The organism is Amycolatopsis sp. WAC 01376 (assembly GCF_003947415.1).
Classification (GTDB): Bacteria; Actinomycetota; Actinomycetes; order Mycobacteriales; family Pseudonocardiaceae; genus Amycolatopsis.
The window spans coordinates 591,654-613,293 of the sequence record NZ_QHKL01000007.1 but is presented as its reverse complement, the minus strand read 5'-3'; the positions used below and the strand labels follow the sequence as shown (position 1 = coordinate 613,293).

The following is a 21,640-nucleotide window of genomic DNA, read 5'->3' as shown; positions in this document are numbered from 1 at the left end:
CGAGAGTGGCCGCCGAACTCAACGGCCGCCCCCGCAAAACACTGGACTGGCTTACACCCCAAGAAAAACTCAACCTGCTACTGTCCTAAATAGAGCATGTTGCGACGACCGCATGAATCCGCCCCTCTTTCCTTACCTTCAGGGTAGGTAAGGAGGCCTTCACGGACTCGTTCCCCGGGCGACGAAATCCCGATCGTCACTGGACTTCGACCCCGGTCGAGGTTGCAGGGTGACGCCATGGACTCATCGGTTTTCGCGATACAGGGCTTCCTCGACGAGCCGCGCCTGCCTGCCAGCGTCGCCACCACCACGGGCCGAGGGAACCCGGCGCTGGCGATGATGTGGTTCGTGGCCGAGGAGGGCAGGCTGTGGTTCCACACCCCGGTGTCCGACGGCCCGCCGTCCCCGTTCCTGGCCGCGGCTCGCGACAATCGCGAAGTCGCTGTCATGGTCGCGACCTTCGCCCCGCCGGATGATGTCCGTCAGGTGCGGATGACCGGGTCGGCGAGGCTGGAAGCCAAGGACGTGAGCCGGATCCGCCGCATCTACGAGCGCTACGTTCCCGCCTGGTCGCCGTCCTGGGCGGAGCATGCCGCGTCGCCTGACGCGCGGCTGTGGTCGATGTCCCCTGACCGGGGTATGGCCGTGGCCTACCCCGGTCTGGAGAACCGCCCCGTATTCCGTTGGTCGAACGCGGCGGACGGACCGTTCAGCTCCTGATGAAGTCGAGCGTCCGGTACTCGTCGACCACGGCGGCGAGTTCGGCGATGCGGACCTGCTCGGCGTCGACGAGTTGTTGCCCGGCGCGTGACCACTGCCCGAGGTCGGAGGACATCGGCGGGATCTCGGCCAGGATCTCCGCGCTTTCGGCGAGGCTGAGCCCGACGCGCTGGGCGGCGACCGCGAGCCGGATCCGGCAGACGGCGTCGATCGTGAACCGGCGCGCGTTGCCGGCGGTGCGTTCGGCGGTGATCACGCGGTAACGCTCGTAGTAGCGGACGGCGTTGGCCGAGACCCCGGCCTTGCTCGCGACCTCGCTGACGGTGAGGCGGGCATCCGCCAGGGATTGTGTCGGCGTTGTCATGCTGCGCTCCGTACCGTGATGGGTTCCGCCGCCGGAGTGGGTTTGGTCCGCAGCCTGACCACCAGGGCGAGCACCATGACCGCGAGGACACCGACGAGTGTCAGACGATACGCGTCGACGATCTCCCCGGTGAGCGCCGAGCCCGCAGACGGATCGCTCAGCGCGGCGAGACCCTGCCCGGCGGTGGCGGCCGCGATCAGCCCGGTGAACGCCGCGCTCACCGCCGCCGTGCCGACCGCGCTCGCGATGGTGCTGGACAAGGGAAGGATCGCGGAACCCGACGCGAGGTCCGGGCCGCGCAGGTTCCGGCCCGCGCTCACGATGGTGGGCATCATGATCGCCCCAGTGCCCGCCCCTTGGAGCACTCCCAAGATCGCCAGCACTGTGTAAGGCGTGTCCGGTGTGAGGACGAGGATGGTCAGGGCGGTCGAGATGATCGCGAGACTCAGTCCGGTCCCGACGACGATCCGCGGGCCGAAGCGTTCCAGTACGCGGGCGGCGAACTGGATGGTGAGGCCCATCCCGATCGTGCTCGGCACCATCATCAGCGCGCTGATCATGGCCGAATCGCCGCGCATCACCTGGATGTAGGCGGGCATCAGCAGCATCGAGCCGAAGTACGGCCCGGCGTACAGGACGAGGACCGCGGCGTTGCGCCCGAACGTCCTGTCACGCAGGAGCCGGACGTTCAGCAGCGGCGCGTGATGCCTCCACGACCTTCGGAGGAACACGGCCATGAGCGCCAGTCCGGCGGCGACGATCGCCGCCCGGACGTCCATGCCGACCGTCTCTTCGCTGAATCCGTACGCCACCGCGACCACGCCGGGGACGAGCAGCAGGCCGCCGGCGAAATCGATCGGAGCACGTTCCGCCGACGCGGTGTCGGCGGGCACCCAGCGCAGCACGCCGGCGACGCCGAGCAGGGCGGGCGGAACGGTGATGAAGAACAGCGCCCGCCACGACAAGCTGTCCAGCAGGAGCCCGCCGAGCATCGGGCCGAGGATCGGCCCGATCAGCAAGGGCAGACCGGTGATCGTGGTCATCCGGCTCCGGCGTTCCGGGGACACCGCGCCGAAACCGATGGTCATCCCCAGCGGATTGATGAGGCCGCCGGCGAGGCCCTGCACCGCCCTTGCGGCGATCAGCCAGCCCAGATCGCCGGCGGCTCCGGCGGCCGCGGACGCTGCCGCGAACACGAGCAGCGCGACCAGGTACACCCGGCGGGCTCCCCAGCGTTGCGCGAGAGTCGCCGCCAGCGGCATCGCCGCGACCATGCCAAGCGCGTACGCGGTCACGATCCACTGGATCGTGGTGAGCGACGCGGAGAAGGTCGTCATGAACCGCGGCAGCGCGACGGCGACGATCGTGGTGTCGAGAACGGCCATCAACCCGCCGAGCGCGATCACCGCGGCGATGCGGAGTTCTTGTCCGGTCAGGCGGTTCATGCCGCACTCGCCTGAGCCGCGACGCGTCCGGCGCGCAGGGTGCGGGCCCACCAGCCCAGTTCGGTCATCGTCGCGACCAGCGCGCCGCGCTCGCCTTCGGTGCCCTCGTACCCGTTCGCGCCCAGGCGGGTCCAGGGAGCGTTCAGCAGCACCGCGTCGCGGATGGTGGTGGCCCGCAGTTCGGGGAAGATCAGCCGCAGCTGCTCGATCGCGCGGATACCGCCCGAACCGGCGCCGTAGCCGACGAACGCGACGGGTTTGTACGCCCATTCGGTGAAGTGCCAGTCGATCGCGTTCTTCAGCGCCGCCGGGAAACTGTGGTTGTACTCCGGGGTGACGACGAGGTAGGCGTCGGCCGCGCGCAGCCTGTCGCTGATCACCGTCTCCGTGCCGCCGGGTTGCGTTCCCTGCAAGGGCAGATCGATGTCGGCGAGGTCGATGGGGTCGACCTCCAGTCCGTCGATCGCGGCGAGTTCGGTCAGGAGCCAGCCCGTGATGGCGTCGGCGAATCGTTCGTGCCGGACGCTGCCGATGATCACAGCGAGGCGAAGGGGGGACTGGGTGGTGTTTTCCGTGGTCATGCCGAAGACGCTAAAAGCTCGTCCATAGGCGAACTCAAGCTCTTGCGGCCCTGGTCACGAACCGTGGACCTCTATTTAAGTGGAGGTTGTAAGGGCAGGGGTTGTGGTAAGGCTTCGGTCATGGACGACTTCGGCGATGACCCGGATGACCTGGCGAAATGGGGACTGCACTGCTTCTGCCTCGGTGCGCGAAGCACGCCGCATCACATTGTGAGGATGGACGACAACGGCCGTCTGCTTTTCCGCGCACGACTGGGCGTCAGTCGCACGGAACTGCGGGAACGATCCGCTGGACACTCAGATCGCGCTGTTGCAGGCATGCCGCTCGCCGCCGCGATCGTGCCGGAAATCGCTTCCGGGAGGACGGCCTGCTTCCTTCCGCGGAGCTGAGTATCGAGCGTCCCTGCTGGAATGGTGTCTTCTGGGCGGTTCATTCTCCACGTGAGGGTGCGACGGGTACCAACGAAGTCGAGGAAGCAGCGGGAGGCCGACGATTCCCATCATCGGGAGACGGGACGCCGATCCTGTTCACGAGATCGCCCTGCGGATCGCGGAGAAGATCGTTTTCGCGCTGCCGCGGGATCTTCGGGAAGTCGGCGTGGTCGTGGCGACTCACGAGTTGATCTGGGATCTGATGTCCGCCCTGGAAGCGACCGGCTTCATCCGGCGACCGGGGGTGTTCGACGACCCGAAGGCGACGCCTGACTCTCGTGGCGCGCAGATGTTCCTTTCCGTCGAAGGGCCTGGGATTGACACGTAGGAAATCTCCTACGTATGGTGGCGGCATGAACATCGACCGCGTGCAGTTCCTCACCGTTCCGGTTGCCGATCAGGCCAAGGCGCGCGACTTCTACGTCGGCAAGCTCGGGTTCGACCTGATCGTCGACGTCAGCGGCCCGCATGGCCCGTTCGTCATGGTCGGCCCCAAGGGGGCGGAGACCGGCATCGTCCTTGTCGACCGCGCTGTCGGCGGGCTCGACCACGAGACGCGCGTGCATTTCCAGTTGAGCACCGCTGACCTCGATGCCGACATCGCCGAGCTTCGTGCCCAGGGCATCGAGGTCGACGACGCGGAGGAGATGCCGTGGGGCCGCGTGACCTCCTTGAAGGATCCCGACGGCAACGCGATGGGATTGCTCGAACCGTCCGGCTACGGCAACTGGCCGCGCTAGTGCCGGTCAACGACGACGTCTTCGCCGCGCTCGCCAACCCGGCCCGCCGCGAGGTGCTGGGCATCCTCCTCGACGGCCCGCGGGCGGCGGGGGAGATCGCCGAACGCTTCGACATGCGGCGGCCCAGCCTGTCGGAACACCTTCGGGTGCTGCGGGAGGCCGGCCTCGTCCGGGAAGAGCGGCAGGGGCGCAACCGCGTCTACTCTCTCGAGGCCGCTCCGCTGCAAGAGGTCTCCGACTGGCTTTCGCCCTACGAGCGCTACTGGCGCGGCAAGCTGGGCAACCTGCGCGACCTGCTGGACGAGGAGGAGTTCTGAACGACGAGGACCCGACGGCCATTCATGTCGATCAGTTCCTGGCGCATCCGCCGCGCAAAGTGTGGCGCGCGTTGACCGAACCGCAGCTGCTCGAACGCTGGCTCCGGATGCCGAACGACATCAAACCCGTTGTGGGACACCGATTCGAACTGCTCGCGGACCCCGTTCCCGCCGCCGGATTCGAGGGCGGCCCGGTCGCCTGCGAGGTGCTGGCCGTCGAGCCGGAACGGTTGCTGAGCATCAGCTGGGGTCCGGAGTGGACGGTCACGTGGCGGCTCGCGCCGGAGGGCCGGGGGACGAGACTGTTCCTCAGTCACGAGGGCTTCGATCCCGACGACGAATTCCAGCGGATGTCACGCCGGATCATGGGCGGCGGCTGGCGGACCGGGGTTCCGAAGGCACTGGCGCGGGTGCTGGACGAGATGGCGGACTAGAGGGCATTCGCCGGCGGCCCGGTACCTGCTGGAATCTGACCTCGGCTCGGTGGCGCGGGTGAGTGGGGAAGATTCGGGACGTTCAACGTCCCGAATCTTCCCCACTCGGAGCCCGCAGGGCGCGAGCAGCTTGGCTTGATCAATGGAGGATTGGGGACGTTGAACGTCCCGATTCCTCCATCGTCGATCCCGAGACCCGAGTCGCCGGACAGGCTCTCGACAGCGGGTCTAGGATCCCCGCTGTGACGGACGAGAAACCGCTCCGAGCCGATGCCCGCCGTAATCGCACACGGGTGTTGGAGGCTGCGGAGCGCGTCTTCACGGCCAAAGGCACCAGTGCGCCGACAGAGGAAGTCGCCCGCGAAGCAGGCGTCGGAGTCGGCACCGTGTTTCGGCACTTTCCGACGAAAGAGGCGCTTCTGGAGGCGGTACTTTTCGCACGCCTTCACCGCTTCGCCGACGAAGCGGAGGCCACGGTGGCCGCCGACTCACCCGACCCGGGCGTTGCGTTCTTCGGGTTCCTGACCGGCTGGATCGAGATGTCGGGTGCCAAGAACGCCTACTTCGAAGCCCTGTCGGCGGCCGGAGTCAGCGTTCCGTCGGCAGGGTCGGTCATCGGCGTCCGCCTGAAGGACGCGCTCGGCGTACTGCTCAGCCGGGCGCAGGACACCGGCGACGTCCGCAAGGATCTCGGCGTCGATGAACTGATCCCGGTGATCATCGGAACGGCGAAGGCGGCGGAGCATGCCGGACCCGAGTTCCGGGCCCGGACGATCTGCATCCTCTTCGACGGGCTTCGGCCGCGTCAGGCGTAAGGGTCCATGGCCGGCCGCTTCGGCGCGAGCTCGTCGCCCGACGATTCGCCACGCAGCCTGCGCTTGATCCACGGGACAGCGTGCTCCTTGCCCCACTGGAGGTTTTCGGTGCGCCGCGCCTGCGGGCTCAGCAGCGGGCGCGGTCCGAGTTCGGCGGCGGCCAGCTTGTGCGGTTCGCCGAGCGCGTCGAGGACGGCGATGGCGATCTCGTTGTGCCCCAACGAGTTCAGGTGCAGGCGGTCCGGTGCCCACAGCCGCCGGTCCCGCAGTTGCCGCATCGCCCACATGTCCACCAGCAGCGCCCCGTGCCGCGCGGCGATACCACGGACGTGCTCGTTGTAGATCGCGACGCGGCCGCGGATCCTGCGGAACAACGCGTCTTCGACCCCGTCGACACCGGTGAAGAGGACGACCCGCGCACCCGTGGCCACGACCTTGCCGACAGCGATGTCGTAGTCGTCGATGAGGGCGTCGATGTCGACCTTCGGCCGCATCAGGTCGTTGCCGCCGGCGTACAGCGTCACGACGTCCGGGTTCAGCGCGAGCGCCGGGTCGAGCTGCTCGGCGAGGACCTGCCCGAGGAGTTTGCCGCGAATCGCGAGGTTGGCGTAGCGGAAGTCCTGGTGGTTGGCCGCGAGCGTGGCGGCGACGCGGTCTGCCCAGCCGCGGACGCCGTTGGGCGACGACGGGTCCTCGTCGCCGACACCCTCGGTGAAGGAGTCCCCAAGGCTGACTAAGCGCTTGCTTATCGCGGAGGACATGAGGTGGTCTCCTCGAATGGTGATGGCATACCCGGATGTTACCCAGACGGGCGCGCTGGACCGGGCGCACCCTGCACTAGTTGACAAGTCATATAGGTGACCTGTCTACTAATGGCATGGTTCTCTCCCGCCTCATCCTGGGGTTACTCGCCCTCGCGCCCATGACCGGCTACGACCTCAAACGCCATTTCGACTCGACGGTCGGGCACTTCTGGGCGGCGGACAAGGCGCAGATCTATCGCACCCTCGCCCAGCTCGTCACCGACGGGCTCGCCGATGTCGAGAAGGTGGCCGGTTCCGGAGCGCCGGACCGGCAGGAACACCACATCACCGCCGCGGGGCGGACGGCTCTCGCCGAGTGGCTGGCGAGTGAGCCCGAGCGGCACGTCGAGCGCGACCCGTTCCTCGCGCGGGTGTTCTTCGGCGCGGACCTCGGCGACGACGCCTTCCGCTCACTCTTGGCGGGACATCGCGAGGCGACCCGCGCTCGGCTTGAGCGGTTCGAACGGACCCGAGCCGAGTCGTCGGCGTCCGACCGTGCGGCCCGGCTGCGACTGTCCACGTTGGACAACGGGATCGCACATCTGCGCGTCGAACTGGCCTGGCTCGACGCTGTCGAGGAGGAGCTCGCGTGAGCGCGTTCCCCGAAGTGCACTTCGCCGGGACGGACGCGACAAAGCGGCCTTTGGTGCTGTTGCACGGCGGCAACGCCGCGAACTGGATGTGGGAGCCGCAGCTGTCCGCGTTCGATGACCGCACCGTGCTCACTCCGGATCTGCCGGGCTTCGGCGAGCGGGTCGGCGAGGACTGGCCGGGACTGGACGCGGTGGCGGACGACGTCGTCGCGAGGGTGTCCGGTCACGGGGTCGACGGTCCCTTCGATCTCGTCGGGCTTTCCCTCGGAGCCCTCACGGCGTTGCGTGTGCTGGCGCGGCATCCGGACCGGGTGGGTTCGGCGTTCCTGACCAGCGCGCCGCTCGTGCCCGCCGGTGTCGGGTTGCGCCTGTACTGCAAGATGCAGCTGGCCTTGCTGCGGACCCGTTGGTTCTGGCGTGCTCAAGCCGCGGTCTTCGGACTCCCCGTGGACTCACGCGCGCGGTATGTCGAGCACGGTCTTTCGGTGAGCCGGGAGACCGAGTCCGCGATGGTCGCCGAAGTGTGCGCGGGTGGGATGCCCGCGGAAGTAGGCCGCTATCGGGGGCCCTTGCTCGCGATCGCGGGGGAGAAGGATTCCGCGGCGGTGCGGCGATCCCTGTCGGACATCGCGCGAGTCGCTCCACAGACATCTTCCCGGGTGGCGCCGGGGATGCACCACATCTGGAATGTGGAGGACACGGAACTGTTCAACGGTGTTCTGCGCACGTGGCTCGAGGGAACCGTCGATCCGCGTCTAGAGGGCTGATCGCCGGGACCAGCGCGGTCCCTTTTGCCTGCCGAAGCCCAGCGGTATGGTCAGGCGAAAGCGACCTCGGTGGGAGCTAATTTGCTGGACATCATCGGTCTGAGTGAAATCGACGTCGAGGTCTACGACGCGTTCGCCGGAACCGGTTCGATGACCGTCGCCGAAATCCGGCGGCGAACCGGGTTGCCCGAGCAGCGGCTGCTCCCGATTCTGCGCTCACTGACCGAAAAAGGGTTGCTCACCGGGCTGCCCGGTCCGGTGAAGGCGTATTCGGCGGTGCGACCGGAGATCGCGCTGGAGGCGATGCTCCGGCAGAAGGAGCGGGAACTCGCGAGTGCGCGGCTGGTCGCCGACCGGTTGCGCGAGCGGTACCGGGCGACGGCCGGCGAACGGCCGGTCGACCTCATCGAGGTGGTCCACGGGAACGCGCTCATCGCCGACCGGGCCGATCAGCTGCTGCGCTCGGCCGAGCAGGAGGTCGCTTTCGTCAACAAGCCGCCTTACGCGCAACCGCCGAGTGTCCTGCACCCCGCCGAACGTGACCTTCTCAACCGGGGTGTGCGGTTCCGCGGGGTCTACGAGCGCAGTGCGCTGGAATTGCACGATCTGTCGTCCGACATCGAGGCGGGTCTCGCCCTCGGCGAGGAGGCCCGCGTGGTCACCGCCGCCCCGCTGAAGATGATCGTGGTCGACCGGCGGCTCGGACTGGTGCCGCTGCGTTCCGATCTCCCCGAGGTCGGCACGGCACTGGTGATCCACCCGTGCGCGCTGCTCGACGCGCTCAGTGCGGTCTTCGCTTTCCTATGGCAGACCGGGCTTCCGCTGCACATGCCCGGCTCCGTCGAGCAGGCGGACGTCGCGCCGTCCGACGACGCCCGCCTGCTCGCACTCCTCACCACCGGGCTGCCCGACCGAAGCATCGCCAAGCAGCTCGGCATGAGCTACCGGACGTTCCAGCGACGCCTCCGCGACCTCATGACCGCACTCGGCGCGACCACCCGCTTCCAAGCCGGGCTTCAGGTCGCCACCCGGGGCTGGGTCACCTTGCCGGTGACCCGGCCCACGCGTGCGGACGACGTCACCGAAGGCGCGGGTTCGCCTTCGCCACGTCCGTGAGCGCGTAGGCCCGCTGGACCGTCTGCGTCACGGTGTTGCCGGAGCCGTCTCGTGCGTCCGAGCGCAGCCAGACGAACCCGTCGGTCGCCGCGAGTCGCGGATGGGACACCGTCACCGACCACAACCCGTTCCCGTTCGGCCGGACGCTCGCCGCCGTCCAGGTGCGCCCGCCGTCCGTCGACGCCGAGACCCGCAGCTGCGTCACCGGCCCACCGCCCCGCGCGCCGCTGTGCGACCCTGCGAACACGTCGAAGGTGAACGGGCGCCCTGCCGGTGCACGGCCGCCGAGATCCAGCGGCAGCCGGTGGTCCAGCTGGATGAGCGGCTGGAAGGAACACGCGTTGCCCGATTCGTAACAGGTGAACCCGAGTGGTGACGCGGCCTCGGACCGCGCCGAGGCGAACGTCCACGACGTGTCGGTCCGCGGGGCGTTCTGGAACAGCACTCCGCTCGGGGCGCCGACCTGTGCCTGGCCGGGCATCACATCGGTCACGTCCAGCCGGTACGTGGCGGGAGACGGCGCGAGCCGGAACACCGGGAGAAGGGCGAGTGGATCGTCCACATTGGATCGCGGGATCTCTTTCCCGTCCTTGTACAACCGCACCGTGGTCGCCGCGAAGTACCGCGCGTTCTCGTACGGATTCGTGTAGTGCCCGCCCGAACCCGCGCCGCTTGTGCCGTCCATCCACTGTGCCCCGGGGACGAAGAGGTCGGGATCCGTGCCGCCGCGGCACATCGAGCACAGCACCGCCCAGCCGCGGGCCGTCGCCGGGTAGCGAGCTGGATGGTCGGACGGCAGTTCGACCGACCCGCCGCGCAGTGGTGCGCGGAACCAGCTCTCGTCCGGCCTCGACCGCTCGCCCGCGCGGTAGATGTTCTGCGCGTTCATGGACAGCGCGGCGCGACGGCCCGCGGTGTCGGTGCCGGACAGGGTGACCACCCGTTTCCAGACCAGCCGATCGTCCGCCGGACCGGTGTACTCGGTCCACGCGCCCGGCACCGGGATCTTCGTGCCCTGCACCACTTGCGTCTTCCACAGCCCGGTCGGGAAGGCATACCAGTTCTTATGCGCGCTCAGCCCCGGTTTTTCGGCTTGGTAGGCGGTTTTCGTGGCGACCAAAGACTTCTGGTCGACACGCCGGACGAGCTCCTTCGGCACACCGTTGGCGTCGAGGTGGCTGAGGTTGTACATCGCGTCCGGAGCCGCGCGCACCAGCAACCGCACCGAAACCGCGCCGGCGGTCCGCAGCGCCTCGCCTTCGTCCCAGCCGAGGGACAAGGTCGGCACCACCGAACTGCTGAGCCCCGGAACACTCAGCGAACCGGGCGAACCAGCGTAAGGGATCATGGCGGCCCCGCCCGCCGCGGCCACCGCGCGTGCCGCGTTCGCGATGCCCGCGGAGACGTCGCCCACCGGGTTCGGCGACCCGGCTTGGACCGGGATCCGCACGAGGACGGCCTTCCCCCGCACGTCGAGACCGGCGAGATCACCCGCACCGCCGAACACGACCGGCAGCGTTCGTTCACCGGGTGACTTCGCCGTCAGCGTCGGCACGTCGTACGCGGGATTCAGCACGGGCGAGCCGCCGCCGACGACTCGCATTTCGACCGCGGTCTGGGACAGCGTCGCGCTGTCCTGCAACGAAATCGCGCCTGCCGAGGTGGCCGCGGCAGGGGTCACGCGTACGTCCCAACCCGCGCCGACGGTCAGCCCGGCTTCGCCGACGTAGCCGTTCACACCCGCTCCGCCGGGGATCACGCGCCGCAGCATCACCGTGCGGTCCCGCAGGTCGGTGGGTGTGGGGGTGACCAGCCCCGCCGGGACGGCGCTCGCCGCGTTCAGCGTGATCTCGGCCGGGGCCAGGACGGAGACCTGTGTCGCGCTCATCGCCGACCAGCGACGCACCGCCAGCCCGCGCTCCATCACCCAGCCGAGTGCCGAATAGCGTCCGGCGGGCACGAGCACCCGGCCGACCCCGTCGACCAGGCCGACCTGCTGGCTGACCTGGTCGAGGAACGGGTCATTGCGGTTACCCGCACCGGCCGCGTCGTCGATCAGCTGGGCCGACGCGAGCTGAGCCGGGCCACCCGCCGAATCCCGTACCCGGATCGTCACCGGGAACAGCTCGGCCGCGTTGTAGGTGCTCACGGACGTCCGCACGGTGGTGGCCCCGTCGGCGGTCGTGGCCACGACCGCGCCGCCGTAGACGCCGGCCACCCCTTGGCTCGGGTCCACGGCGAGGTCGACGGTGGTGGTGGACTTCGGCGGGATGGACAGGTTCGGTCTCGCCAGGCGCATCGCGGTGCCGGGCTGGGTGCCGCTGTCCCAGGGGTGCACGGTCAGTTTCAGGTTCAGTGCCAGCGGCTGGTCCCCGGCGTTGGTATAGGACAGCTGCCGTACGACCTGAGCCGTGCCGGTGATCGTCCGCTCGTTACGGCCGAAGCTCGCGACGGCGGTTCCGGTGGCCTTCTGCGACACCGCACGTGCGACGTCGAGGAGACCGGATCCCTGCTCATACCAGCGAAGGCCGACGTCCTTGGCGGTGGTGACGAGCGTGTTCTTCAGGTCCCGCCAGGTGAGCCCTGGTTGCTGCTGCAGCAGGATCGCCGCGGCACCCGCGACGTGCGGCGTCGCCATCGAAGTGCCCGACGACGCGGTGTAGGAGTCGTCCACCGGCGCGCCCATCGCCGTGCCCGCGGCCCGGGCGGCGACGATCCCGACGCCCGGTGCGGTGATCTCCGGCTTGACGGCGGCGTCCCGCAGCCGCGGGCCGCGGCTGCTGAACCACGCTATCGAGTTGTCCCTGCCGACCGCCCCGACCGTGAGCGCGGACGTCGCGGCCCCCGGTGTGGTGACGGTCCGGTCGCCAGGCCCGGAGTTCCCGGCCGCGACCACGAACAGCGTGCCGGACTTCGCCGAAAGCGTGTCGACCTGCTCGCTCAACGGGTCGGCTCCGTCGCTGACGCCGGCACCGAGGCTGAGGTTCACGATCTTCGCGCCCTGCGCGACGGCCCAGTCGATCCCGGCCATGACCTGTGCGGTGTCGCCCTCGCCGGAGGCGTCGAAAACCTTGGCCACCAGCAGCTTCGCGTCCGGCGCCACGCCCTTGTACCGGCCGTCCGACGCCGCGCCGGTGCCGGCGATGATCGACGCGCAGTGGGTGCCGTGGCCATGGCGGTCCACGGCGTCGCCTTCTCCGCTGAAATCCGCCGAGGCGATCGTCTTGCCCGCCAGGTCGGGATGGTTCGCGTCGATCCCGGTGTCCACCACCGCGACCGTGGTCCCCTTCCCGGTCCATCCGCCGCTCCACGCCGACGGCGCACCGACCTGACCGGTGCTCTTGTCCAGCGCCACCCGGACCTTCCTGTCGAGGCGGACCTGCGAAATCCCTTGGCTCAGCACGGGTTTTCCGCCTGAGTCGAACGCGACGAGCGAGCGCCAGAACTCGCCCGTCCCCGCTTTCTTGACTTGCACCCCCACCGCGTTGGCCGTGACGAGCGGTGTGCGTCGCTGGGTCTGCGGAAGAGCTTTCGCCTTCGCGTCCAGCGACTGCGCGTTCAGACCCATTCGGTCGCCGTAGCGCACGATGACGGGGATCGTGGCGCTCGCGGCGTCGTCACGCCGGTCTCCGACGAGCGCGGTCACGTTGAACAGGTCCCGGCTCAGCAATCCCTTACCGACGAACGGAAGCGTGTCCGACGGATACACCATCAGACCTTCGGCCGTGGTCGTGATCTGGAACGCCGGGGCAGGCCGGTCCGGCCGCACCGCCGGTTCGACCTGTGCGCTGCCGTGTCCGGCACCGTCCCGCTCGTAGGTCACCACGTCGCCGGTGAGCAACGTGACGCGATGGACGTCCGGCCGCCCGGCGACGGGAGCGGGTCCGGACAGGGCGGCGGTCGCGGCGGTCGCGGTCACCGGTAGCGGGGAAAGGGCGACCAGTGCGGTGGCCGCCAAAATCGCCGATGGGTGCCGTGGGCGTCTCGTCACGTGAGGGGAACGGGGAAGCATCGAGCCTCACTCTCCTCGGATATCACGAAGCGGCCGTGGTCACGGCCGCCGCGAAAAGGGATTTCCCAGAGGATGAGGCAGGAGTTCTCAGATGAACACAACTCTCGGTGGCGGTATGTCGCCGTTGGCGAGATACCGCCATGGAAGGGCCCGGACCGCCGACGGCGGCCCGGGCCCGGGCGAAACGGGTCGGTACTACAAGCCTTACAGACCCGGGGAGCGCAGCTGCAGCGAGAAGTCCTGCCGGTTGTTGTCGGTGTCGGTGCTCAGGATGTTGCGGGTGTTCGCCGCGTTGAGCGAATCGGTGACGGTGCTCTCCGGAGTCGCGGCCTGGCCTTCACGTGCGGCCATGACCGCGTTGCTGAAGGCGACACCGTCGATCTTCGCGCCGGCCAGGTTCTGGACCGAGACGCCACCGAGGGTCGGGATGCCTTCGGTGCCGGTCAGCGTGAACGGGATGACGTACGTCTGGTCGCCGATGGTGCCGGAGAAGTTCTGTCCGACCAGCACGGCGTACTGGCCGGGGTTGCCCTTCGGCTGCAGGATCGTGCCCGCCGGCAGGACGATCGTGTCGACCACGACGTTCGACGGCGAGTAGATGCGGATCACGTGGCCGCTCACGTCCTGCGGCTGGTTCGAGACGTTGCGCAGCTCGACGTACTCGTCGAGCAGGCCGTTCACGCCGCGGGTCGAAACCTCGTTGACCACCACCGTGGACGAGACGAGCGGCGCGGCCTCGGTTCCCTCACTCTCGCCTGCCGCGTTCGCGACACCGCCGGCCATACCCATCGCCAGCATCGCGAATACCGCCGAAGCACCCAGAATTCGTCGCATGAGAAATTCCTTTCAACTGGATTTCGGGGAATCTGTTCGCCTGACCGGAAACCTTTCATCCGGCGGCGACCAGATAAGTATCCGAGAACCGATGCGCCGCCGGAAAGGGGCCAGTTTTCCGGTACTTTCCCGTCAGCCGATAATTTTCCGCCGTTGTCTTCTGGCGACCGCAGCGGCGAGTTCGAGCTCCCGGCTGGGCGTGCCCAATACGTCGCTGAGCCGCTCTCGCCAATACGGGCCGGGGATGCGTTTCCCTCGCTCCCAGCGCGAGATCTCCTCTCGCGTCACGCTGTCGTTGCCGGAGCGGATATGCAACTTCGCGACCAGGTCGCACTGCGACCAGCCTTTCGCGATTCGTTGTTCGGCGAGTAGTTCGCACAGGGGGGTCACGACCGAACCTTTCTGATGCGGGCACACGGATTCGAAACCGGGGGGAGCGGATCTCAGGGGAGTGGCCGTACGCAGCCGAAGTCGGCCTTGTTGTCGTCGGTGTCGCGGCTGACGGCGTCCCTTGCCTGAGCGAGCCCGGGACAGGCGACAGCGGCCTGGTTCTCGCGACACGGCGACGACGGCGCCCATCCGACGCTGTCGACCCGGGCTCCGCGCCGGTCCAGCAGCATCTCGCCGTCCCCGACGATCGCCTCGACGACCATCCGCTGCACGGTCCCGCCGAAACCCTGTCCGGTGATGAGGAAATGGTCACCGGCGGGGATCTCGCTCCCGGCGGGCATGATGGCCAGTTCGATGGGCACGGCTCCGCCTGTGCACGCCTGAACGGACCAACCGCCGATGTCGAGCGTGACGGCGCCGGTGTTGTGCAGGGCGATGTAGCCTGCCGGGCCGCCGAGCACCTCATGGATCTTGACCGACGAGGCCCGGACGGTATCCGGGGCGAGGGTTCCGGCGAGCGCGAGGAGCACGAACGGGAAGCCTGGCTTCGTCATGACTGCAACGCTAGAAAAACGATCTCGGTGGCGCAGGAGACGGTGGGTACCGAACCTGCTCCGGCCACGGTACTTCCGGTACGCCACCCACCCGGCCGGCCTAGGCCATGTCCTAGCCGCGGTACCCGGCCAGCCGGTCCGCGGCGTGCAATCCGCCTTCGTGCGGAGTGGTCTCCAGCCGTGGCAGCGGGGTGCCGCCCGGCCGGAATCGCAGTGTCCGGAACAGGTCGCGCCTGCTGCCGAAGCCCAGTTTCTGCAGGATCCTGCTGACGTAGTTCTTCACCGTCTGCGTCGCGAGGTGCAGTTCTTCGGCGATCTCGTCGTTCGACCACCGGTAGAGAATCAGCGCGAGGATGTCCTCCTCCCGCCTGGTCATCAGGCTCGCGTACCGCACGGCTTCGGTGACCGGCCGCGGGGTTTCGCCTGCCTGCACGCACACCCGCTGCCCGGCGAGGGTGGAGCGTACCGCCGACATCACCTGGCCGCCGCTGGCCGACTTGTGCACGAAGCTGTCCGCACCCGCGTTCAGTGCCATGGCGATGGCCGAAGGCGAGGCGTCACCGGCGAAGACCAGGACGGCCGCGCGCTCGAAGTGTTCCTTGACGAACCGGCAGATCGCGGTCCCGGCGGGCTCGCCCCAGATCGACAGTTCGGTGATGACCATGTCGGGGTGGCTCTTCTCGCACTGCGACAACGCTTCCGGCTCGCTCGCGGCTTCGGCCACCGCCCCCACCCCTGCCGAATCCCGCAACAGCCTGCTGAGCGCGTATCTGATGAGGGGCTGATCGTCTACTACGAGCGTGGTGACGCGGTTCATGGTTCCCCTTGGGGTATTTGACGGACGCCCGGAGTGGCCCCGGGCCGTGCGGTCGGTCCGGGCCGGGACGTCCCGGCGGCGCCCGCATGCGCCAAGAACACGTTCGGCCGCTCGGGCGATCCGTCGAACCGACCGCCGCGGCGACTTCGGTAGTCATTTTTCGCCGATTCCTCTTTCGTCGCGGTCCGGCATGGATCTTCCCGCTTCTCCACGCGGGTGAGGACCAGCAATCGGGTGACAAGAGGGAAAGTCGTCGCAGGAGATGGCCGGATTTGGGCCGGACGGCGGATCGGGGATACAAATTCCCCACGCGTCGCACGGGACACGTCAAAGGCCGGATCCTGTTGTGTCGCCGAGGTCCCTTGGGGAAGGATGATCCGACGGATTCGTCTTCATCCGGTTCACGCCCGTCCATCGTATTGGTTCGGTGCGTTTCGTTGAAAGACTTCGTCGGAGAATCGTATTTCCCGGATCGCGGTGATGCGCGTATTCACCGCGCAGGCCTTGTCGCCGAGGACGTACGTATTCGAGGCCGCGCCCCGGGGGCATGGTCAAGCCGCTTGACCGTGCCCCTGGGGCACGGTGTCCACTGCGGGGGATGTCTTGGAGCACACGGGAGCCGGCGGAACTGGCCGGCACGACGGGAACGTCGAGGGCACGCCGGAGGAGGAACGTTCGCTGATGATGGTCAAGAAGCTCAAACGACGGTGGCAGCTCTCCAGGGTCAGGTCCGGGGACGGATCCGCCCTGGCCGAGTACCGCCGGTGGCAGCTCTTCTCCCGTTCGCTGTTCTACCTCGATCACGAAGCACACGTCTACGCGGTCGACGTCCGGTACCTCGCCGACGCCAAGACCCGGAAACAGCACGAAGACGCGGAGGGGAAAAGCCCCGCGGCGCTGTACCGGGACGGCGTCCAGCTCTTCCGGTCCAACCTGCCCGCGGCGTTCCCCGTGCCGGGCGGCGTCATCGAAGTCGCCACCAGCGCGGTCGGGCTGAAGCGCATGCACTTCGTCCCCGAGCACGGTGGCGAGCGAGCACTGCGGCCTCACCCTCGTTCGCAGGAAGGACTGCGGGTGAGGTTCGGGCGGCGGTTCCCCCGGACCAGTGCCGCGATCGGCGCGGTCTCGCTCGTGATCCTGCTGATCGCGCTCGTCTTCGGCCTGCTCCAGGGCGCGGAGGCCGTCACCAAGATCCCCGTCGTCGCCGAACACGCCGGGACTTTCACGTCGCCGGTGGTGCTGCCGAAATGGGCGAAGATCACGCTCACGGTGGCGGGATTCCTCTCCGCCCTCGAACGCGCGCTGAGGCTCCGGTACAACCGGTTGATCGACTCCGTCACCTCTTGAGGTGGTGAGGGGGTTCGACGTTCCACCGCGCGGGTACTCGGGGAGATCCACAAGGCCCCGAGCGCGAGGAGGATGCCGCATGCGGCGGACGGACCTGGAGACCGTGGACGTGCTGGGTGTCGCCTTCCCCAAACCGTCGCGGACGCTGGGGCGGGTCGCCCGGGGGCTGGCCGGGCTGGCGCTTCTTCCGCTGGAGGGGATCGTGGGACGCGGACCGCGGCGGGCGGTCTGGTCGTGTCCCGGCAGGCTCTACATCGAGACGCACGGCGTGAAGGGACCGGACGGCGCCCGCGTCGCCCGGCGGGTGGAACGAGCCTTGGCGGAGATCCCCGGCGTGCGCTGGGCGCAGGTGAACGCGCCGACGTCCCGAGTGGTCGTCGCGGTCGGAGAGCCGGGACCCCGGCGCCTGGAGCTGATCCGCGCGGTCGAACGAGCCGAGGCGGAACCTGCTTCCGAAGCCGAACGGGTCGAAGAGGACGAACTGCACCATCCGGCGGACGGCACCACGGCGACCCGGCTGCCGTCCACACTGGCCGCGGACGCCGCGGGACTGATGCTGTCGGTGGCTTCGAAGATCATGCCGTGGGCTCCGTTGCCGACGGAGGTCGCGGCGCTGGCGTCACTCGTCGACCTGCACCCGCGGTTGCGTGCCTTGGCGGACCGGAAGCTGCGCGGACGGGAGCGGGCGGATTCGGCCACCTCCATCGGTGCGGCGCTGGTCCACGGTCTCGCGGCCCGCAGCGAGGGAACGGTGCTGGACATCATGGTCCGCGGCACCCAATGGCGGGAGGCCAAGGCACACCAACGGGCCTGGTGCGAGGCCGAGTCCAAGCTGGTCGGACAGCGCGAGCACGCCGGCGCCGAATCGGTGGTGAGCGAACGACCATGGCCGCTACCGGAAAGCGCGGCCGACCGGCACGCGCGCCGGTCCATCGCCGCCGGGGCCGCGGCCGCCGCGGCGACCCTGCCGTTCGTCGGGCCGAGGCGCGCCGCCGCGGTCGGCATTTCCGCGTTGCCCAAGGCCCCCTCCAACGGCGCGGCCGCCTTTGCCGCCCAGCTGGGCCAGGTCCTCGCCAGGCGCGGCGCGCTGGTGATGGACCGGTCCGTGCTGCGGGGGCTCGACCTCATCGACACGATCGTCATCGACACCACGGCGCTCGGCGCGGGGGCGAACGTACTCAGCGATCTGGTCCCGTTGCCCGGTGGCGACCCGGTGGACCTGACGGCCGCCGCCTTCGCCCTGTTCGACCCGGAGAAACCCGAGGTGGTCCGGCGGGACGGCCAATGGACGCTCGGACCGGTCGAAGACCTGGACGGCGGCGAAGGATTCCCCGAACGGCAGCGGATGCTGGACCAGGGCGCCCATCTGGTGCTGGGCCTGGTCCGTGACGGGCAGCCTGCCGGGCTGCTCGCCGTCGCGCAGGAGGTCTCACCCGACGTGGACGCGTTGGCTTCCGCGGCCAAGGCCGCCGGGCTGCGGGTGGTCCAGACCGACGACGGCGTCGTGCTCGACGCGGTTCGCGAACTCCAGGCGTGCGGACGCGTGGTCATGCTGGTTTCCGACGATCGCCGGGCGCTGGGGGCGTCCGACTGCGGAGTCGGCGTGCACGAGGACGGGAATCCGCCGCCGTGGGGCGCACACGTGCTGATCGGCCGCGACATCGGCACGGCCGTCCTGCTCGTCGACGCGCTCACCGCCGCCAAGGCGGTCGTCCGGGATTCGACGATGCTCGCGACCGCGGCCAGCGGAATCGGGGGCGTGACCGCGCTCGGCGCCCGGCGAAGGCCCGCCGCGAGTGGCCTTCGCGCGGTGAACGCCGGGGCGCTCATGGCTTTCGGCGACGGGATCTGGCGTGCCCGGACGCTCACCGGCGAGCGGAAGGCGCCTTCCTCAGGCCGCGTCGCTCCTCCGTGGCATTTGATGCCCGCGGACCTCGTGCTCGACCGGCTCGGCTCGGGCCCGCGTGGTCTGGAAGAGCGCGAGGCCCGGCGGCGGGCGCCCGCCGGTCGTGCGGGCGGCGAAGGCAACGCCGGCACGAGCATCGCGAAGGCGTTCATGGCCGAGCTCGCCAACCCGCTCACCCCGGTACTGGCCGGTGGCGCGGCGGTTTCGGCCGCGGTGGGCTCTCCGGTCGACGCCGCGCTGGTCGCCGGGATCGTCGGGGTGTCCGCGTTGATCGGCAGCGTGCAGCAGGTGCACACCGATCGCGCGCTGGCCGGGCTCTTCGAACGGTCCGCGACGGTGACCACCGTCGTACGCGACGGTGCCGAGCGGCAGATCGTCGCCGACGCGCTGGTGCGGGGTGACGTCGTGTCGCTGCGATCCGGTGACGTCGTGCCCGCGGACTGCCGGGTGCTCGAAGCGACCGGCGCGGAACTCGACGAGTCGTCGCTGACAGGGGAGTCGCTGCCGGTGTCGAAGACTCCGGCGCCGGTCGTGGCCGCCGAACTCGCCGAGCGGGCATCGATGCTGTACGAAGGCACCACGGTCGCCGCGGGCAAGGTGTCCGCCGTCGTCGTGGCGACCGGGGACGAGACCGAGGTCGGACGGGGGATGGCCGCCGCACGAGGCGCCGCCCCCGAAACCGGTGTCGAAGCACGGCTCGCGTCGCTCACCAAACAGGCCCTGCCGGTCGCGGTCGGCTCGGCGGCCGCCGTCGCGGGCGCCGGACTCGTCCGTGGCGTACCGCTGCGGCAAAGTGTCGGGGCGGCGGTGAACCTCGCGGTCGCGTCGGTGCCGGAAGGCCTGCCGTTCCTGGTGAACGCGGCACAACTGGCGGCCGCCCGCAGGCTTGCCGAGCACGGCGCGCTCGTCCGCAATCCGCGCACCATCGAAGCGCTCGGGCGGGTCGACGTCCTCTGTTTCGACAAGACCGGCACCCTGACCGAAGGCAAGCTCAGCGTCAGCCGGATCGACGACGGCAGGACCACGGCAGAGGTGCGGCGACTGCGAAAAAGCCACCAGGCGGTGCTGGTGGCGGCCGTCCGCGCGACGCCTCGGGCGGAGAACCCCGAGGATCTGCCGCACCATACGGATCAAGCCGTGCTCGAAGGCGGCATCGCCGCGGGCGTGGACGCCGGCGGCTGGGAGAAGTCGGGCGCCGTCCCGTTCGAGCCGTCACGGGGATTCCACGCGACGAACGGGAAGATCGGCAAGCGATACCTCATGTGCGTCAAGGGCGCACCGGAGACAGTCCTTCCCCGGTGCACCCGGCACGGCGATCGGCCGATGGGGTCCGGCGTCCGGAGCAGGCTGGAGAAGCGGGTGGGCCGCCTGGCCGCCGCCGGGCACCGCGTCCTCGCCGTCGCCGAGAAGCCCGTGTCCACAAAGGACCTTTCCGAGGACGACGTCGACGAACTCCGGCTTCTCGGCTTCATCGCCTTGGCGGATCCGGTGCGTGACAGTGCCGCACCGGCGGCGGAACGGTTGCGCGAGGCCGGAGTGCGTACGGTGATGATCACCGGCGATCATCCGGCCACCGGCGAGGCCGTCTCCGAGGAGATCACCGGCCGCAACGGCGACACCAAGGTGCTCACCGGCGCGAGGATCGAGGAACTCGCCGACGAGGAGCTCGATCGCGAACTCGCCGACGTCGACGTGATCGCCCGGTGCAGCCCGGCGCAGAAGGTCCGGATCATCCAGGCATACCAGCGCGGCGGCCGGGTCGTCGCGATGACCGGCGACGGCGCGAACGACGCGCCCGCCATCCGGCTCGCCGACGTCGGGATCGCGCTCGGACAACGGGGCACGGCCGCGGCGAGGGCGGCCGCGGACCTCGTGGTGACCGACGACCGGCTCGAGACGATCGTCGCCGCGTTGGTGGAAGGCCGGGCGATGTGGGCGTCGGTCCGTGAGGCACTCGGCATCCTGCTCGGCGGCAACCTGGGGGAGATCGCGTTCACCGTGCTCGGCTCGATCGTCACCGGACGCTCACCGCTCACCGCTCGCCAGTTGCTGCTGATGAACCTGCTCACCGACCTGGCGCCCGCGCTGGCGATCGCGTTGAGCAGGCCGGACGGCGAGACCGTGCCGGAACTGCTGCGTGAGGGGCCCAGCGCGTCACTCGGGAACGCTCTCCGGCGGGACATCACCACGCGCGCGGTGACCACGACACTCGGGGCGTCCGTCGCGTGGACGCTCGCGAGGCTGACCGGCAGGCAACGGCGGGCGAGCACGATCGCGCTCGTCTCCCTGATCGGCACCCAGCTCGGGCAGACGCTGGCCGTCGGCGGCCGGGACGGCACCGTCCTCGCCGCGGGGCTTGGCTCCGCCGTACTGCTGGCGATCCTGGTCCAGACCCCCGGGGTCAGCCAGTTCTTCGGCTGCACGCCGCTCGGGCCGGTCGGCTGGGGGATCGCGCTCGGCAGCGCCGGTGCGGCGAGCGTCGGCGGCCTGCTGCTCGGGCAGCGAGGCGTCGAAACGTAGCGAGAATGGCCTCTGCGGGCTTTGGAAGATCGTCTTACGGCAAGGTCGTGAGTGGTAAGTGTCGTTCTAACGGCACTTACCACTCACGACCCGGCTCCCATGGCCGGTCCGGAACCTCGCCATGAAGGCCTCC

The 21,640-nt window shown here is 69.3% G+C and carries 20 protein-coding genes; 11 read left to right on the top strand and 9 right to left on the bottom strand.

Going from position 1 to position 21,640, the window contains the following annotated elements; all coding sequences use genetic code 11:
- The first annotated feature begins 237 nt into the window (after positions 1 to 237).
- Positions 238 to 720 carry a pyridoxamine 5'-phosphate oxidase family protein gene (locus DMH03_RS33375; RefSeq protein ID WP_125795952.1) on the top strand — a complete coding sequence of 161 codons (483 nt, stop codon included), beginning with the start codon at positions 238 to 240 and terminating at the stop codon, positions 718 to 720.
- Here the strand turns inward: DMH03_RS33375 and DMH03_RS33370 are convergent.
- The 3 genes from DMH03_RS33370 to DMH03_RS33360 are packed head-to-tail and all read right to left on the bottom strand — an operon-like array spanning position 710 to position 3,110.
- Positions 710 to 1,084: a MerR family transcriptional regulator gene (locus tag DMH03_RS33370; RefSeq protein WP_125795951.1), complete on the bottom strand. Its 375-nt coding sequence runs from the start codon at positions 1,082 to 1,084 to the stop codon at positions 710 to 712. The genes DMH03_RS33375 and DMH03_RS33370 overlap by 11 nt on opposite strands.
- Positions 1,081 to 2,529 carry a DHA2 family efflux MFS transporter permease subunit gene (locus DMH03_RS33365; RefSeq protein ID WP_125795950.1) on the bottom strand — a complete coding sequence of 483 codons (1,449 nt, stop codon included), beginning with the start codon at positions 2,527 to 2,529 and terminating at the stop codon, positions 1,081 to 1,083. The genes DMH03_RS33370 and DMH03_RS33365 overlap by 4 nt, the downstream gene beginning before the upstream one ends.
- A complete protein-coding gene (locus DMH03_RS33360) occupies positions 2,526 to 3,110 on the bottom strand; it encodes an NADPH-dependent FMN reductase (RefSeq protein ID WP_125795949.1) in 585 nt (194 codons plus the stop codon). Before DMH03_RS33360 ends, DMH03_RS33365 begins: the two co-directional genes overlap by 4 nt.
- 120 nt (positions 3,111 to 3,230) lie before the next feature.
- On the opposite strand from DMH03_RS33360, the gene DMH03_RS33355 reads away from it, so the two are divergent.
- From DMH03_RS33355 to DMH03_RS33335, 5 genes are all read left to right on the top strand, one after another.
- Positions 3,231 to 3,500, top strand: coding sequence for a hypothetical protein (locus DMH03_RS33355; RefSeq protein ID WP_125795948.1), 270 nt, complete (start codon positions 3,231 to 3,233; stop codon positions 3,498 to 3,500).
- A 395-nt stretch (positions 3,501 to 3,895) separates the two neighbouring features.
- On the top strand, positions 3,896 to 4,282 hold the full coding sequence (locus DMH03_RS33350; protein WP_125795947.1) for a VOC family protein: 387 nt from the start codon (positions 3,896 to 3,898) through the stop codon (positions 4,280 to 4,282).
- On the top strand, positions 4,282 to 4,599 hold the full coding sequence (locus DMH03_RS33345) for a metalloregulator ArsR/SmtB family transcription factor (RefSeq protein ID WP_125795946.1): 318 nt from the start codon (positions 4,282 to 4,284) through the stop codon (positions 4,597 to 4,599). Before DMH03_RS33350 ends, DMH03_RS33345 begins: the two co-directional genes overlap by 1 nt.
- Positions 4,545 to 5,033 (top strand): SRPBCC domain-containing protein, encoded by a 489-nt coding sequence (locus tag DMH03_RS33340; protein ID WP_255431272.1) that lies wholly within the window; start codon positions 4,545 to 4,547, stop codon positions 5,031 to 5,033. Before DMH03_RS33345 ends, DMH03_RS33340 begins: the two co-directional genes overlap by 55 nt.
- Before the next feature lie 242 nt (positions 5,034 to 5,275).
- Positions 5,276 to 5,848 carry a TetR/AcrR family transcriptional regulator gene (locus DMH03_RS33335; RefSeq protein WP_125795944.1) on the top strand — a complete coding sequence of 191 codons (573 nt, stop codon included), beginning with the start codon at positions 5,276 to 5,278 and terminating at the stop codon, positions 5,846 to 5,848.
- Here the strand turns inward: DMH03_RS33335 and DMH03_RS33330 are convergent.
- Positions 5,839 to 6,609 carry an SGNH/GDSL hydrolase family protein gene (locus tag DMH03_RS33330; protein ID WP_125795943.1) on the bottom strand — a complete coding sequence of 257 codons (771 nt, stop codon included), beginning with the start codon at positions 6,607 to 6,609 and terminating at the stop codon, positions 5,839 to 5,841. The two genes, DMH03_RS33335 and DMH03_RS33330, sit on opposite strands and share 10 nt — an antisense overlap.
- 116 nt (positions 6,610 to 6,725) lie before the next feature.
- On the opposite strand from DMH03_RS33330, the gene DMH03_RS33325 reads away from it, so the two are divergent.
- The 3 genes from DMH03_RS33325 to DMH03_RS33315 all read left to right on the top strand — a co-directional run bounded on the left by DMH03_RS33325 (position 6,726) and on the right by DMH03_RS33315 (position 9,127).
- Positions 6,726 to 7,244 carry a PadR family transcriptional regulator gene (locus DMH03_RS33325; RefSeq protein WP_125795942.1) on the top strand — a complete coding sequence of 173 codons (519 nt, stop codon included), beginning with the start codon at positions 6,726 to 6,728 and terminating at the stop codon, positions 7,242 to 7,244.
- On the top strand, positions 7,241 to 8,011 hold the full coding sequence (locus tag DMH03_RS33320) for an alpha/beta fold hydrolase (protein WP_125795941.1): 771 nt from the start codon (positions 7,241 to 7,243) through the stop codon (positions 8,009 to 8,011). Before DMH03_RS33325 ends, DMH03_RS33320 begins: the two co-directional genes overlap by 4 nt.
- 81 nt (positions 8,012 to 8,092) lie before the next feature.
- On the top strand, positions 8,093 to 9,127 hold the full coding sequence (locus tag DMH03_RS33315) for a helix-turn-helix domain-containing protein (protein WP_125795940.1): 1,035 nt from the start codon (positions 8,093 to 8,095) through the stop codon (positions 9,125 to 9,127).
- Here DMH03_RS33315 and DMH03_RS33310 read toward each other — a convergent pair.
- From DMH03_RS33310 to DMH03_RS33290, 5 genes are all read right to left on the bottom strand, one after another.
- Complete coding sequence (locus DMH03_RS33310) at positions 9,090 to 13,046, bottom strand: S8 family peptidase (RefSeq protein ID WP_233611768.1); 3,957 nt, start codon at positions 13,044 to 13,046, stop codon at positions 9,090 to 9,092. The two genes, DMH03_RS33315 and DMH03_RS33310, sit on opposite strands and share 38 nt — an antisense overlap.
- Positions 13,047 to 13,343: 297 nt before the next feature.
- Positions 13,344 to 13,973, bottom strand: a complete 630-nt coding sequence (locus DMH03_RS33305; protein ID WP_125787779.1) for a lamin tail domain-containing protein — start codon at positions 13,971 to 13,973, stop codon at positions 13,344 to 13,346.
- 132 nt (positions 13,974 to 14,105) lie between these two features.
- The gene (locus DMH03_RS33300; protein ID WP_370311008.1) at positions 14,106 to 14,363 is read right to left on the bottom strand and encodes a helix-turn-helix domain-containing protein; all 258 of its coding nucleotides are present in this window, start codon (positions 14,361 to 14,363) and stop codon (positions 14,106 to 14,108) included.
- A gap of 53 nt (positions 14,364 to 14,416) precedes the next feature.
- A complete protein-coding gene (locus DMH03_RS33295; RefSeq protein WP_125795937.1) occupies positions 14,417 to 14,917 on the bottom strand; it encodes a lamin tail domain-containing protein in 501 nt (166 codons plus the stop codon).
- A gap of 112 nt (positions 14,918 to 15,029) precedes the next feature.
- Positions 15,030 to 15,734: a response regulator transcription factor gene (locus tag DMH03_RS33290; RefSeq protein ID WP_125795936.1), complete on the bottom strand. Its 705-nt coding sequence runs from the start codon at positions 15,732 to 15,734 to the stop codon at positions 15,030 to 15,032.
- Between the two features lie 603 nt (positions 15,735 to 16,337).
- Between DMH03_RS33290 and DMH03_RS33285 the strand changes: the two genes are divergently transcribed.
- Together DMH03_RS33285 and DMH03_RS33280 are read left to right on the top strand one after the other, a co-directional pair.
- Positions 16,338 to 17,081, top strand: a complete 744-nt coding sequence (locus DMH03_RS33285; protein ID WP_233611767.1) for a hypothetical protein — start codon at positions 16,338 to 16,340, stop codon at positions 17,079 to 17,081.
- Positions 17,082 to 17,160: 79 nt separating this feature from the next.
- On the top strand, positions 17,161 to 21,507 hold the full coding sequence (locus tag DMH03_RS33280; protein ID WP_125795935.1) for a cation-translocating P-type ATPase: 4,347 nt from the start codon (positions 17,161 to 17,163) through the stop codon (positions 21,505 to 21,507).
- Positions 21,508 to 21,640: the final 133 nt, after the last annotated feature.

What these genes read in the sequence shown, in the direction of transcription:
- DMH03_RS33370 (WP_125795951.1), bottom strand. Translation starts at nt 1,084, where the DNA reads ATGACAACGCCGACACAATCCCTGGCGGATGCCCGCCTCACCGTCAGC.
- DMH03_RS33280 (WP_125795935.1), top strand. Translation starts at nt 17,161, where the DNA reads ATGCGGCGGACGGACCTGGAGACCGTGGACGTGCTGGGTGTCGCCTTC.
- DMH03_RS33350 (WP_125795947.1), top strand. Translation starts at nt 3,896, where the DNA reads ATGAACATCGACCGCGTGCAGTTCCTCACCGTTCCGGTTGCCGATCAG.
- DMH03_RS33330 (WP_125795943.1), bottom strand. Translation starts at nt 6,609, where the DNA reads ATGTCCTCCGCGATAAGCAAGCGCTTAGTCAGCCTTGGGGACTCCTTC.
- DMH03_RS33365 (WP_125795950.1), bottom strand. Translation starts at nt 2,529, where the DNA reads ATGAACCGCCTGACCGGACAAGAACTCCGCATCGCCGCGGTGATCGCG.
- DMH03_RS33290 (WP_125795936.1), bottom strand. Translation starts at nt 15,734, where the DNA reads ATGAACCGCGTCACCACGCTCGTAGTAGACGATCAGCCCCTCATCAGA.
- DMH03_RS33355 (WP_125795948.1), top strand. Translation starts at nt 3,231, where the DNA reads ATGGACGACTTCGGCGATGACCCGGATGACCTGGCGAAATGGGGACTG.
- DMH03_RS33295 (WP_125795937.1), bottom strand. Translation starts at nt 14,917, where the DNA reads ATGACGAAGCCAGGCTTCCCGTTCGTGCTCCTCGCGCTCGCCGGAACC.
- DMH03_RS33360 (WP_125795949.1), bottom strand. Translation starts at nt 3,110, where the DNA reads ATGACCACGGAAAACACCACCCAGTCCCCCCTTCGCCTCGCTGTGATC.
- DMH03_RS33305 (WP_125787779.1), bottom strand. Translation starts at nt 13,973, where the DNA reads ATGCGACGAATTCTGGGTGCTTCGGCGGTATTCGCGATGCTGGCGATG.
- DMH03_RS33375 (WP_125795952.1), top strand. Translation starts at nt 238, where the DNA reads ATGGACTCATCGGTTTTCGCGATACAGGGCTTCCTCGACGAGCCGCGC.
- DMH03_RS33325 (WP_125795942.1), top strand. Translation starts at nt 6,726, where the DNA reads ATGGTTCTCTCCCGCCTCATCCTGGGGTTACTCGCCCTCGCGCCCATG.